This window comes from Tissierellales bacterium (assembly GCA_035301805.1).
In the GTDB taxonomy this organism is placed as follows: Bacteria; Bacillota; Clostridia; order Tissierellales; family DATGTQ01; genus DATGTQ01.
This window is the reverse complement of sequence record DATGTQ010000152.1, coordinates 1-12,971: the sequence shown is the minus strand read 5'-3', so window position 1 is coordinate 12,971 and position 12,971 is coordinate 1. Positions and strand designations below refer to the sequence as shown.

12 protein-coding genes and 1 other annotated feature are annotated in these 12,971 nt (G+C 30.6%); of the genes, 11 read left to right on the top strand and 1 reads right to left on the bottom strand.

The genetic code is table 11. From position 1 onward, the window contains the following. Nucleotides 1–24 precede the first annotated feature (24 nt). Nucleotides 25–1,392 (top strand): DNA repair protein RadA, encoded by a 1,368-nt coding sequence (gene radA / locus VK071_07615; protein HLR35176.1) that lies wholly within the window; start codon nt 25–27, stop codon nt 1,390–1,392. Nucleotides 1,393–1,394: 2 nt separating this feature from the next. After that, nucleotides 1,395–2,468: a DNA integrity scanning diadenylate cyclase DisA gene (gene disA, locus VK071_07610; GenBank protein ID HLR35175.1), complete on the top strand. Its 1,074-nt coding sequence runs from the start codon at nt 1,395–1,397 to the stop codon at nt 2,466–2,468. Between the two features lie 137 nt (nt 2,469–2,605). Here disA and VK071_07605 read toward each other — a convergent pair whose 3' ends face one another. After that, on the bottom strand, nt 2,606–3,022 hold the full coding sequence (locus VK071_07605; protein HLR35174.1) for a DUF1573 domain-containing protein: 417 nt from the start codon (nt 3,020–3,022) through the stop codon (nt 2,606–2,608). A 236-nt stretch (nt 3,023–3,258) separates the two neighbouring features. Between VK071_07605 and VK071_07600 the strand changes: the two genes are divergently transcribed. The 9 genes from VK071_07600 to gltX all read left to right on the top strand — a co-directional run bounded on the left by VK071_07600 (nt 3,259) and on the right by gltX (nt 12,801). Next, on the top strand, nt 3,259–3,750 hold the full coding sequence (locus VK071_07600; protein ID HLR35173.1) for a CarD family transcriptional regulator: 492 nt from the start codon (nt 3,259–3,261) through the stop codon (nt 3,748–3,750). Between the two features lie 99 nt (nt 3,751–3,849). Beyond that, nucleotides 3,850–4,953: a PIN/TRAM domain-containing protein gene (locus VK071_07595; protein HLR35172.1), complete on the top strand. Its 1,104-nt coding sequence runs from the start codon at nt 3,850–3,852 to the stop codon at nt 4,951–4,953. A gap of 107 nt (nt 4,954–5,060) precedes the next feature. Then, a complete protein-coding gene (gene ispD / locus VK071_07590; GenBank protein HLR35171.1) occupies nt 5,061–5,801 on the top strand; it encodes a 2-C-methyl-D-erythritol 4-phosphate cytidylyltransferase in 741 nt (246 codons plus the stop codon). 11 nt (nt 5,802–5,812) lie between these two features. Continuing rightward, nucleotides 5,813–6,292, top strand: a complete 480-nt coding sequence (ispF, locus tag VK071_07585) for a 2-C-methyl-D-erythritol 2,4-cyclodiphosphate synthase (protein ID HLR35170.1) — start codon at nt 5,813–5,815, stop codon at nt 6,290–6,292. A 138-nt stretch (nt 6,293–6,430) separates the two neighbouring features. Next, nucleotides 6,431–7,159, top strand: a complete 729-nt coding sequence (locus tag VK071_07580) for an ATP-binding cassette domain-containing protein (GenBank protein HLR35169.1) — start codon at nt 6,431–6,433, stop codon at nt 7,157–7,159. Beyond that, complete coding sequence (locus VK071_07575) at nt 7,152–8,324, top strand: ABC transporter permease (GenBank protein HLR35168.1); 1,173 nt, start codon at nt 7,152–7,154, stop codon at nt 8,322–8,324. The genes VK071_07580 and VK071_07575 overlap by 8 nt, the downstream gene beginning before the upstream one ends. A 46-nt stretch (nt 8,325–8,370) precedes the next feature. Next, nucleotides 8,371–8,591: a binding site (T-box leader), on the top strand. Nucleotides 8,592–8,643: 52 nt separating this feature from the next. Continuing rightward, on the top strand, nt 8,644–10,359 hold the full coding sequence (locus VK071_07570) for a proline--tRNA ligase (GenBank protein HLR35167.1): 1,716 nt from the start codon (nt 8,644–8,646) through the stop codon (nt 10,357–10,359). Nucleotides 10,360–10,412: 53 nt separating this feature from the next. Then, entirely contained in the window at nt 10,413–11,273 is an 861-nt protein-coding gene (locus VK071_07565; GenBank protein HLR35166.1) for a DUF1002 domain-containing protein, read from the top strand. A gap of 43 nt (nt 11,274–11,316) precedes the next feature. Further along, nucleotides 11,317–12,801, top strand: a complete 1,485-nt coding sequence (gene gltX, locus VK071_07560; protein HLR35165.1) for a glutamate--tRNA ligase — start codon at nt 11,317–11,319, stop codon at nt 12,799–12,801. Nucleotides 12,802–12,971: the final 170 nt, after the last annotated feature.

The following is a 12,971-nucleotide window of genomic DNA, read 5'->3' as shown; positions in this document are numbered from 1 at the left end:
TTAATGGCAGTAAGGAGGGATAATGTGGCTAAAGTAAAAACTGTATTTGTCTGTCAAAGTTGTGGTTATGAAACCTATAAATGGGCAGGAAAATGTCCAGATTGTAATGAATGGAATACTTTTCAAGAAGAAATTAAGGATAGGCAAAAATCAAAGCCCATTAGTAGATTTGTTGAAAGCAAAGTAGAAAAACTTGCAGATGTTAAAATAGATAATGAGGATAGGACTTATACAGGAAGTCAAGAATTAGATAGAGTACTTGGCGGAGGAATAGTAAAAGGTTCTCTAGTACTGGTTGGAGGAGAGCCAGGAATAGGAAAGTCTACACTACTTATACAAGTAGCAAATAAACTAGGAAATAAAAATCTAAAAGTTTTATATATAGCAGGAGAAGAGTCTCCAAAGCAAATAAAGTTAAGGGCTGAAAGATTAAAATTAAAAACTGATAATTTATATATTTTACCAGAAACAAATTGGGATATAATAAAGGAAGGATTAGATAAAGTTTCTCCAGATATATTAATAGTGGATTCTATTCAAACTGTTTATACGCCAACTATAACTTCTACCCCTGGAAGTATGAGTCAAGTAAGGGAAGTAACTCATATTTTGATGAATATAGCAAAAGAACAAGGCATAGCCACATTTATTGTAGGCCATGTAACTAAAAAAGGTTCAATTGCTGGTCCTAAAATATTGGAACATATGGTAGATACGGTTTTATATTTGGAAGGGGAAAAGTTTCATAGTTATAGGGTACTTAGGGCTGTAAAGAATAGATTTGGTTCTACTAACGAAATAGGTATGTTTGAAATGGGTGAAATGGGATTAGTAGAAGTAGAGGATCCATCTTTATTTTTACTTTCTGGAAGACCAGAACTTGCTTCTGGTAGCGTAGTAGTACCTACTATAGAAGGTACTAGGCCTATGTTGGTAGAAATTCAATCTTTAATAAGTCCAACTATATTTGGTATGCCTAGGCGGGCAACTATGGGGATAGATTATAATAGAGTTATTCTTATGATAGCAGTTCTTGAAAAGAAAGTTGGATACCAGCTTCAGAATAGTGATGCTTATGTAAATATAGTTGGTGGATTACAATCTAAGGAGCCGGCTATGGATTTAGGAATTATATCTTCTATTGCCTCAAGTTTCAGAGATACTCCTATAAGATCGGATATTATAGTAATGGGAGAGGTTGGGTTAACAGGAGAGGTAAGGACTGTTAGTTTTGTTGAAAAGAGGTTGAAGGAAGCAGCAAAACTAGGTTTTAAGATTGCTATAATTCCTAATACAAATAAAAAAGATTTAAAGAATGAAAATCAGCTTAACATTAAAGTTATTGGAATAAATAATGTAGGCGAAGCATTAGAGATAATATTGGGAGGATAGTTATGGAAGGTATGGCTAAAAAGAATAAAATATATGGTTCATTAGAAATAGTAGCACCAGGAACCCGGTTAAGGATAGGGTTAGAAAATATAGTTCGTGCTAAAACTGGTGCATTAATCGTAATAGGAGATGAAAAAGAGGTATTGGATATAGTAGATGGTGGTTTTAATATAAATAGTGAATACACACCATCTTATATATATGAATTAGCAAAAATGGATGGAGCAATTATTTTAAGTAGTGATTGCAAAAAAATACTTTATGCTAATGCTCAATTAATTCCCAATCAAAATATTTCTTCCAAAGAAACAGGCACTCGACATAGGACGGCAGAAAGAGTTGCAAAACAATGTGAAACTTTAGTCATTGCCATATCTCAAAGAAGGAATGTTATTACTCTTTACAAAGGAGAAGATAAATATATTCTTAAAGAATCCAGTGAAATACTTAATAAAGCTAATCAAGCTATACAAACTTTAGAAAAATATAAAACTGTGTTAGACCAAGCTATGAATAATTTAACAGCTTTAGAATTTGAAAATTTAGTAACTGTTTATGATGTGTCAAGGGTGATACAAAGATTAGAAATGGTTTCTAGAGTGGCTTTTGAAATAGAAAGATATATTTTAGAATTAGGTAATGAAGGACGTCTTATTAGTATGCAATTAAATGAATTAATGAGTGGTGTAGATGAAGATGGATATAATGTGGTAAAAGATTATTCCATAAGGGAAGAAAAATATACAGAAGTAAGAAAGGAAATATCTAATTTTTCATCAAATGCATTATTGAGTTTAGAAAATATAGGAAGTGTTTTAGGCTATAGTAATGGATTAGCATCTTTAGATACTAGTGTATATCCAAAGGGTTATAGAATTTTAAGTAAAATACCTAGATTGCCTTTAGCAGTTTTAGAAAATGTTATAAAAATGTTTGGATCCTTCCAAGAGATTTTGAAAGCTTCAGTGTCAGATTTAGATTTAGTTGACGGCATAGGTAAAGTGAGAGCTAGAACTATAAAAGAAGGTATAAGAAGATGTCAAGAACAAGCTATGATAGATAGAACACTAATTTAAAGAAAAGGTTACTTTTAAGAAAGGTAGAATTTTGTTTTAACCTAGACCTGCAAAAATTCTGCCATATTCTATAAGTGGCGGTAGTTCACGAAGACAAATTTGTGGTATAAAATAGAAAAGCACATATATGTGCTTTTCTATTTTATACTATATATACCTAAAGTTTTTAAATTACTATACTCTCTTAGCAATACATCTGTTAAATTTACATCTATTGTATTACATAAAGCGGCAAGATAAAATAAATAAGCGCCTATTTCTTCTTCTATCATTTCTTCGCAGACCTCACATAAATTGCCTTCCAAATGATCGCTCATATGATCTCTTACCTCTTCTAAAGTTTCTTTATTATAACTTTGTTTAGTAGCAGAAATTGAGAGACATCCACATGAGGTTACAGATTTTACTATAGCCCTATTTATTCTAGAGTTATATTCTTCTAGCTTTGTAATGACATCTAAAATACTTTTATGTCTTATAAGGACTTCTGAAACTTTCTTTTGAAAATCATCGCAAATATTAAATTCATCTATGTTTATTGCATCTTTAACCATATATCCCCACCCCAGTCAAATTTAATTGTTTGTATTTTTATACCCTAGCTTTATTATACTTATGAGGACAAGTTGTTGTCAAATTTTTCTTATTATTTTTTATAAAAAAGTTTAAATTAAAAGAAATTTTTTTTATTTGACAAAGGAAATATCAATGTGATACAATGTACTCTTTGACAACCATAAGCAAATAATGTATAATTATAAACAAGTATGATTATGGGAGGTTGTCTAGCATGTTTGATATAGGAGATAAGATTGTTTATCCAATGCATGGGGCCGGTGTAATTATAGCGGTAGAGGAAAAAGAAATTCTAGGGGATAAGAAAAAATACTATGTTATGAAGATGCCAATAGGTGAGATGAGAGTTATGGTGCCAGTAGACAATGTTGAAGAGATAGGTATTAGAGAAATCATTACAAATGAGGAAATGAATCAAGTTTTCAATATTTTAAGAGGAGAACAAAGTAAAATGCCTCAAAATTGGAATAGGCGTTATAGAATGAATATGGAAAAAATAAAAAGTGGAGATATACATGAAATAGCAACAGTAGTTAGAAATTTAATGATTAGAGATGATGTAAAAGGTTTATCAACTGGGGAAAGAAAAATGTTAAATAATGCAAAACAGATGCTAGTAAGTGAAATTGTATTGGTGCTTGATGTAGAACAAGAAAGTGCGGAGAATCTTATTGATGAATCAATAAAATTTGAGGTTGCTGAATAGTATATAATTATTATGCCACAAAAATATTTTTTAAAAAATATTTTTGTGGTTATATTAATTGTTTATATGGTAATAAATATATATACAGGAGGTGAATTTATGGTTGATAAAATTGCAAAAGGAGTAATTACAATTATAGGAGTTTTAATTGGCTATGGAATATCCATAGGTTTAAAAGCATTACCCTTTTTAAAATTAAGTAATAAAGGAATTTTAAATATAGGGTTTAGTATCGGCGTTAGTATTTTATTTGGAATTATATTTTATTCTTTATCCCATAAGTTTATAAAAGGTGGCAAAAAGGCAATATCTTTTTTAGAAGTAGAACTACAGAAAATTCCATTATCTAATATTGTAGTAGGTTCTATTGGACTAATAATAGGTCTAGTTATTGCTTATTTACTAAGCCAACCATTTTATAATTTGAAAGTGCCCTATTTAGGGGTTGTTGTATCTATTATATTATACTTAATACTTGGATATTTAGGTGCTACTGTTCCAACTAGAAAGGGAGAAGATATTGCTAATACAGTTGGAGGATTTTTTAGAAGGGATACAGCAACTAAGGAGGTTTTAAGGTCAGATTGTAAATTTTGTCCTAAAATTTTGGATACTAGCGTAATAATTGATGGAAGGATTGCAGATATATGTAAAACGGAATTTATTGAAGGACCTTTAGTTATACCTCAATTTGTACTAGAAGAACTTCAACACATTGCCGATTCATCAGATTCTTTGAAAAGAAATAGAGGTAGAAGAGGTTTGGATATATTAAATAAGATACAAAAGGAATTAGATGTAGAAGTTATTATTTATGAAAAAGATTTTGAAGATATACAAGAAGTAGATTCGAAACTTTTAAAATTGGCTCAGAAAATGAATGGTAAGGTTTTAACAAATGATTATAATTTAAATAAAGTAGCGGAAGTACAAGGCATAGATGTTTTAAATATAAATGAATTAGCTAATGCTGTTAAGCCAGTAGTTATTCCTGGAGAAGAAATGACTGTTCAGGTAATAAGGGATGGAAAAGAGGCAGGTCAAGGTTTGGCATATTTAGATGATGGTACTATGATAGTTGTAGAAGGTGGAAAAAAACATATAGGTGATACTATTGGGGTGCTAGTTACAAGTGTACTTCAAACCTCTGCAGGAAGAATGATATTTGCAAAACCGAAATCTGCAGTAGATAAAGCTGTTTAGGGTCGGACATGACCCTAATATTTTTTTGTTTTTTTGGGTAGATTAAATCTATAATATTATTTCAAGTTGCAATTAGGTTATGCTATAATGTTTAAGAGGTGAAAAGAATGTTGGATAAAAAATTCGTTTCAGTAATAATAGCTGCGGCAGGAATGAGTAATAGAATGGGAAGTAAAATAAATAAACAATTTATTTCAATAGATAATAAACCTATTTTAGCTCATACTATAGAAAAATTTGAAGCTTGTAATTATGTAGATGAAATTATTGTTGTAGCTAAGGATGAGGAAATAGAATATTGCAAAAGAGAAATAGTGAAAAAATATGGTTTCAATAAAGTTTCTAAGGTAGTTAGAGGTGGCAAAACCAGGCAAGATTCAGCATATAATGGATTATTAGCTTTAGATGAAAAAGCAGATATAGTACTAATTCATGATGGAGCGAGACCTTTTGTAAAAAATGAAAATATAGTAGATGGTATAAAAGGAGTATTAAAATATGATGCTTGTGTCATAGGTGTTCCTGTAAAAGATACTATAAAAGTAGTAGATTCTGATAATGATGTAGATAAAACACCAAATCGAGATAAAATTTGGGCAGCTCAAACTCCTCAATGTTTCAAGCATACTATTATTATGGAAGCTTATGAAAAGGCAATAAAAGACGGATTTGTCGGAACAGATGATAGTATGTTAGTAGAAAGAGCTGGATATGAGGTAAAAATGGTAATGGGTAGTTATGAAAATATAAAAATTACTACTCCTGAAGATTTAATTGTGGCAGAATCTCTTTTAAAGGATAAAGATTATTTCTTTAGACAAAGAAAATATATTTTTCAAACTAGATAGGGTGAATAAAAATGAGAATAGGAATAGGCTATGATGTTCATAAAATGGTAGAAGGGAGAAAATTAATTATTGGAGGAGTGGACATTCCTCATGAAAAGGGGCTTTTAGGTCATTCAGATGCAGATGTTTTAGTACATGCTATAATGGATAGTATTTTAGGAGCATTAGCATTAAATGATATAGGCAAACACTTCCCTGATACAGATATGAAATATAAGGATATATCCAGTATGGTACTATTAGAGAAAGTATATATTATTATGGAGAAAAAAGGGTATGAAATTGGAAATATAGACAGTGTAATTGCGGCACAATCCCCTAAATTAGCACCTTATATATTGGACATGAGGAAAAACATTGGAAAGGTATTAAATACCCCTATAGAAAATATAAATGTTAAAGCGACTACAACAGAAGAACTTGGTTTTGTAGGGAAAAAAGAGGGTATATCTTCTTATAGCGTTTGTTTATTGAAAAGAATTGAAGAATAAAAGAAATTTTAACAGGATAAGTATATATAATTAAGGAATAAAGAAGTCTAAAAGGTAAAATTAGCTCTTGACACCTATAGTATGTTAGTGTACCATAAACTCAATACACTAAAATTTTTGTTTTAAAGGGGGAAATCTATGATAGAAGCAATTGAATTAACAAAAAAATTTAAAGAGATTACTGCAGTAAATAATATATCCTTTAAAGTGGAAGAGGGAGTAGTTTTCGGCTTATTAGGTGAAAATGGCGCTGGTAAGACTACAACCCTTAGGATGTTAGCTACAATGCTTAAGCCTACTAATGGTACAGCAGTAATTAATGGATATGATATAGTAGAAGATTCGGCAGAGGTTAGAGAAGAAATTGGAATACTTTTCGGTGGAGAAACTGGCCTTTATGATAGATTAACAGCAAGAGAAAATATTGAATATTTCGGTTTGTTAAATGGTATGGACAAAAGAGAAATTGACTCTGGTATAGAATTACTTTCAAAAACATTAGATATGGGAGAGTATATGGATAAAAAGACTGGAAAATTTTCTAAGGGTATGAAACAGAAAGTTTCTTTAGCAAGGAGTATTATTCACAATCCAAGTATAATGTTTTTTGATGAACCTACATCGGGATTAGATGTAACAGCCGTAAGGATAGTACACCAGTTTATAAAGGAACTAAAGGCTAAAGGTAAGACGATTATTTTTTCAAGTCATTCTATGAATGAAGTGGAAAAATTATGTGATGAAGTAGGAATTATAAATAAAGGTGAATTAGTAGAAGTTTCGAGTTTAGAAAATTTAAAAGACAAATATGAAGAAGATAATTTAGAAGAAATATTCGTGTCCTTGGTAGGTGGTAATAATGAATAGATATACTTGGATAGTTTTTAAAAAAGAAATAATGGATACTTTTAGAGACAAAAAAACCATTATTTCTAGTATAATAATTCCTATTATTATATTTCCTTTAATAGCCTTTTTCATGGGATTAGGTAGTTCAGATTTAATGAAAGAAAGCACTGAACCAGTAGATATTGGATTAATATATGAAACGGAAAATAGCTTAACTGAATATCTTAGTAATAGTGAAGAAATTAATATAAAAGAAGTAGAAGATATAGACAAGGCTTTAGATAAACTAGATGTAAAGGCTATAGTAAAAGTTGATGATAAAATAGATGAAAAATTAGAAAAAGGAGAAAAGCCTGAAGTAGAAATAATATATGATGATACTAGTCAAAAATCTAATATAGCATTTTCAAGGATATCAGAAATTATTTCTAGTTATTCACAGGTTATTGTTGCAAATAGATTAGATAAAGCAGGCATCGATCCCGAGGTTCTTAATCCTATAGCAATCGAAGGTACCAGTGTTTCTAAAGAAGGTGGAGAAGGGCTTATGATGTTTGCTATGATGCTACCTTTTATGCTAACTATTTGGTCGGCAGCTGGTGGAATTGCAGCGGCAACAGATTTAGGAGCTGGGGAAAAGGAAAGGCAGACCTTAGAGCCACTTTTAACTACTAAAGCTAGTAGAACATCAATCCTTATGGGTAAATACTTTACTGTAGTTGTAGCAGGGGTTATAGGTACAATAGCATCTCTAATAGGCTTTCTAATAGCGTCTAAAATAAGTCCAGACTTTATGGGAGAAGGGGCAGCATTACCTTTTAAATCTGCTATTGTAATAACTTTTGTATGTTTACAGCTAGCTTTTACTTTTGCTAGTATAGAGTTATCGATAAGCTTCTATGCAAGGAACTTTAAAGAGGCACAAACTTATTTAGGCCCTTTAACTATAGTTCTTATGGTACCAGCTTATTTTACTATGTTCACTGATGGCAGATCAGTACCAGAGCATTATTTTCATATACCAGTAATGAGTACTATTGGTGTAATTAAAGAGGTAATTGTGTCTGTATTTAACTATAAACATATTTTAACAACTAGTTTATGGAATTTAACATATATAGTTCTGTTTTTGTTTATTACTGTAAAAATGTTTGAGAAGGAAGAAGTTGTTTTTAGAAATTAAGTTTATTGACAATATAATGTTCTTTTAGTAATATGTATGTAATTAAATATTTGCTAAGATGAGAAATAGTATGTATTAATGGTCCTAGAGAGGAAGTTAAAATGCTGGAAGACTTCTGACCCTCTTAATATTGAACCCGTCTCTGAGCATTTAGAATGAAAAGTAAGTAGTTCTAAACGGTAATACCGTTAAAAATTTTAAGGTGAATTTGTAGTTTGTATTCTACAAATTACTAGAGTGGTACCGCGAAAAACCTTCGTCTCTAATGAGGCGAAGGTTTTTATTATAAAAAATATTAATAAATATGGAGGGAAAAGAAATGAGAATGTCGAATTTATATATGCCTACTTTAAGAGAAGTACCATCAGAAGCAGAAATTTCTAGCCATCAATTATTATTAAGGTCAGGCATGATGAGAAAATTAGTGTCAGGAGTGTATTCTTACCTACCTCTTGGTTATCGTGTTATAAAAAAGATAGAAGATGTAGTTAGAGGGGAAATGGATAAAGCAGGATCACAAGAAATGTTAATGTCTGCAATTCAACCTAAAGAATTATGGGAAGCTAGTGGAAGATGGGATGATTTTGGGCCAGAAATGTTTAAGTTAAAAGATAGACATGAAAGAGAATTTTGTTTAGGGCCAACTCATGAAGAGTATTTTACAAACCTTATAAAAGACGAAATAAGATCATATAAACAATTGCCTTTAAATTTATATCAAATTCAAACTAAGTATAGGGATGAAAAAAGGCCTAGGTTTGGGTTAATTAGAAGTAGAGAATTTATTATGAAAGATGCTTATAGTTTCGATACTGATGAAGAAAATATGAAAGTTTCCTATGAAAATATGTGGGAAGCCTATGAAAAAGTATTTGATAGACTAAATCTTAAATACAAAGTGGTAGAAGGTGATTCAGGTACAATGGGAGGAAATGAATCCCATGAATTCATGACCATGTCAGAAGTAGGGGAAAGCTTAGTTGCCTATTGTGATTCTTGTGATTATGCTGCTACAGATGAAAAGGTGAAAGTAGTATATAGGCAAAAGATAGATGGAGAAGATGAATTAGAAAAAGAAAAAGTACACACTCCAAATATTAAAACTATAGAAGATTTGGCTAGATTTATGGATGTCGAGGAGTATAAACTTGCAAAGGCTGTAGTTTACAAAGTTCAGGATGAGCCTATTATTGCTTTAATACCAGGAGATAGGGAATTAAATGAAACTAAATTGTGTAATCATTTAGGGGTTGCAGAACATGAACTAGTAATAGCAGATGATGAAACTATAGAAAGAATAACAAGAGCTAAATCAGGATTTACTGGACCTGTGGATTTAAAAGAAGATGTAAAACTTTTAGTAGATTCTAGGGTAACAAAAATGAAAAACTTTGTCGTAGGCGGAAATGAAACAGACTATCATATTAAAAATGTAAATTATAATAGGGATTTTATCGGGGAAGTAGTAGAAGATTTAATAGATATACAAAAAGGTGATTTATGCCCTAAATGTGGGGAAGTTCTTTCTTTAGATAGAGGTATTGAAGTGGGAAATATATTTCAACTTGGGAAAAAATATAGTGAAGGTATAGGAGCTACTTATCTAGATGAAAATGGAAAAGATAAGCATTTTTATATGGGCTCTTATGGTATAGGGGTTTCTAGAGCCATGTCTGCAATAGTTGAACAAAACCATGATAAATATGGTATAATATGGCCATTGATAGTTGCACCATACCATGTAATTGTAACTATTATTAATGTAAAAAATGAAGAGCAAAAGAAATTAGGAGAAGAAATATATAAGGAACTTGAAGATTTAGGGGTAGAAGTTCTTTTAGATGATAGAAATGAAAGGGCAGGAGTTAAGTTTAATGATAGAGATTTAATAGGAATACCTATAAGAGTTACTGTTGGTAAAAAGGCAAAGGAAAATGTAGTGGAGTACTCCTTAAGGAAAGAAGGAGAAAATATGGATATTGAAGTAAAGGAAATTAAGGATAGAGTTCTAAAAGAATTGAAAAATATAAGATAATAAGGTATTCTATTTTAGAAGGTTAATATTTTATGAGTTAAGGAGGGATATTAATGTTGAGGCGAATAACATCTAGTCTATTGATTGTAGTTCTATTGCTTTCTTCTGTTATAGTGTTTGCTGATAGTATAACAAATGAAGTTGTAGTAAGTATTGGAAAAAATTTAACGCAAGCTCAAAGACAAGAAGTGCTTAATCACTTTGGTGTAGATGAAAATACTAGGATAGTAGAAGTTACTAATCAAGAAGAAAGAGAATATCTTGGAAAACATATAGATGAAAGCTTATTAGGTACTAAAGCTTTATCTTGCGCCTATGTGGAAAAACTCGATGAAGGCCAAGGAATTACAGTACAAACTAATAATATTTCTTGGGTTACAGAAGATATGTACAGAAATGCACTTATAACAGCTGGTGTTAAAGATGCAAATGTAAAAGTTACAAGTCCTATAAATGTTTCTGGAACTGCAGCATTAACAGGTATAATAAAGGCCTTTGAGGGTATAACTGGAGAAGTAGTAACAGAAGAAGAAAAGGAAGTAGCTAGTGAAGAAATTGCTAAAACTGCCATGCTAGGTGATGAAATTGGTAATGAAAATGCTACAGAACTTATTAACAATGTAAAGGCTTATGTAGTTGCTAATAATATTAAAGATGAAAAAGGAATTAGGGAAACAATAGAAGATATGGCCCAAGAATCTGGTATTAAGCTAACTGACAAGCAAATAGAAGAAATATTATCATTAATGAAGCATATTTCTGAATTAGATTTAAATTTAGATGATATAAAAACCCAATTAAAGGACATTTCTGGAAAGTTAGATAATATTATTGGACAGAGTGAAGAAGCGAAATCATTTATAAGTAAAATATTTGATGCCATAGCAGATTTTTTTAAAGGATTATTTGATTAATCATAATAGTATATAGGTATTTTATTTAGGAGGTGTAGTAGCAATGGGAGAAGTAAGATTAAGATTTGCTCCTAGTCCTACTGGATATATACACATAGGTTCCATTAGGACGGCTCTTTATAATTATTTATTTGCAAAACATAATAATGGAAAATTTATTTTAAGGATAGAAGATACAGATAGAAGTAGATTTGTAGAAGGTGCTATTGAAAACTTAATCCAGTCTTTAGAATGGGCTGGAATAAGCCATGATGAAGGCGTATTTTTGAAGAATGGGGAAATAATACAAAAAGGAGATTATGGACCATATATTCAATCAGAAAGATTAGATATCTATAGAAAATATATAGATGAATTAATAGAAAAAGGTCATGCTTATTATTGTTTTTGTTCAAAGGAAAGACTTGACAAAGTAAGAGAAGAACAAAAGATTGAAGGTTTAATTCCTAAATATGATGGTTTTTGTAGAAATATTTCTATTGAAGAAGCCAAAGAGAGAATCGCTAACGGAGAAGAATATGTAGTAAGATTAAAATTACCTCATAATACAGATGTGAAGTTCCATGACCATGTTAGGGGAGATATTACTATAAATACTGACGATATAGATGACCAAGTTCTTTTAAAATCAGATGGTTTTCCTACTTATCATATGGCCGTAGTAGTAGACGACCATTTAATGAAGATAACTCATATAGTTCGTGGTGAAGAATGGCTAGCTTCTACCCCAAAACATATACTGTTATATGAAGCTTTTGGATGGGAAAAACCGGAATATGTTCATCTACCTACTGTTTTAAATAAAGACAAGAAAAAATTAAGTAAACGGCATGGAGATGTTTCGGTAGATGGATTTATAAAAGAAGGGTATCTACCAGAGGCTATAGTAAATTATTTGGCATTAGTAGGTTGGAGTCCTAAGAGTAATGAAGAAATACTTTATATGGATGAATTAATAGAACAATTTTCCTTTGAACGAGTAGCTAAAACTGGTGGGATATTTGATAAAGAAAAATTAAATTGGGTAAATGAACATTATATTAGAGGTAAAACTGCAGATGAAATTACAGACCTTTGTATTCCTTATTTAAAAGAAGCAGGTTATATTACTGATGAAGATGTAAAAAATAGATATGAATGGTTGAAGACTATGGTAACTACTGTTCAAGAAAACCTATCTACAACAAAAGATATTGTGGATAAAGTAGATTTTTTCTTTAATGATAAAGTAGTTATAGAAGATGATAAAGCGTTAGAAGTTATTGAAGGAGAACAAGTGCCCGAACTATTAAATGCTTTTGAAGAAGCGGTAAGTGAAGTGGAAGAAATAGATGAAGATTTTGCTAAGGGTATTATGAAAAAAATTCAAAAGCAAACTGGAATAAAAGGTAAAAATTTATTTATGCCAACAAGAGTTGCATTGACTGGAGCTGTACATGGGCCAGAAATGGTTAATATAATATATGTTTTAGGTAAACAAAATATATTAAAGCGCATAGATTATATAAAGGAAAATTATCTAAAGTAGTTCTTGAAATATATGTAAAGTTAATGTACAATGTTAAGTAATCAATTTCATATTTAAAGGTTATGATAAGGTAAAGTAAATTTAACATACTTACAGAGAGGGGTTTCTACCTAGCTGAGAGTTATCCTAAGTTTCTGTTAAATTGAAGTGCACCTTTGAACTATTATCTG

Bases quoted from the DNA above. Each gene is read 5' to 3' on its own strand.
- disA (HLR35175.1), top strand. From the start codon at position 1,395: ATGGAAGGTATGGCTAAAAAGAATAAAATATATGGTTCATTAGAAATA.
- VK071_07605 (HLR35174.1), bottom strand. From the start codon at position 3,022: ATGGTTAAAGATGCAATAAACATAGATGAATTTAATATTTGCGATGAT.
- VK071_07600 (HLR35173.1), top strand. From the start codon at position 3,259: ATGTTTGATATAGGAGATAAGATTGTTTATCCAATGCATGGGGCCGGT.
- VK071_07595 (HLR35172.1), top strand. From the start codon at position 3,850: ATGGTTGATAAAATTGCAAAAGGAGTAATTACAATTATAGGAGTTTTA.
- ispD (HLR35171.1), top strand. From the start codon at position 5,061: ATGTTGGATAAAAAATTCGTTTCAGTAATAATAGCTGCGGCAGGAATG.
- ispF (HLR35170.1), top strand. From the start codon at position 5,813: ATGAGAATAGGAATAGGCTATGATGTTCATAAAATGGTAGAAGGGAGA.
- VK071_07580 (HLR35169.1), top strand. From the start codon at position 6,431: ATGATAGAAGCAATTGAATTAACAAAAAAATTTAAAGAGATTACTGCA.
- VK071_07575 (HLR35168.1), top strand. From the start codon at position 7,152: ATGAATAGATATACTTGGATAGTTTTTAAAAAAGAAATAATGGATACT.
- VK071_07570 (HLR35167.1), top strand. From the start codon at position 8,644: ATGAGAATGTCGAATTTATATATGCCTACTTTAAGAGAAGTACCATCA.
- VK071_07565 (HLR35166.1), top strand. From the start codon at position 10,413: ATGTTGAGGCGAATAACATCTAGTCTATTGATTGTAGTTCTATTGCTT.
- gltX (HLR35165.1), top strand. From the start codon at position 11,317: ATGGGAGAAGTAAGATTAAGATTTGCTCCTAGTCCTACTGGATATATA.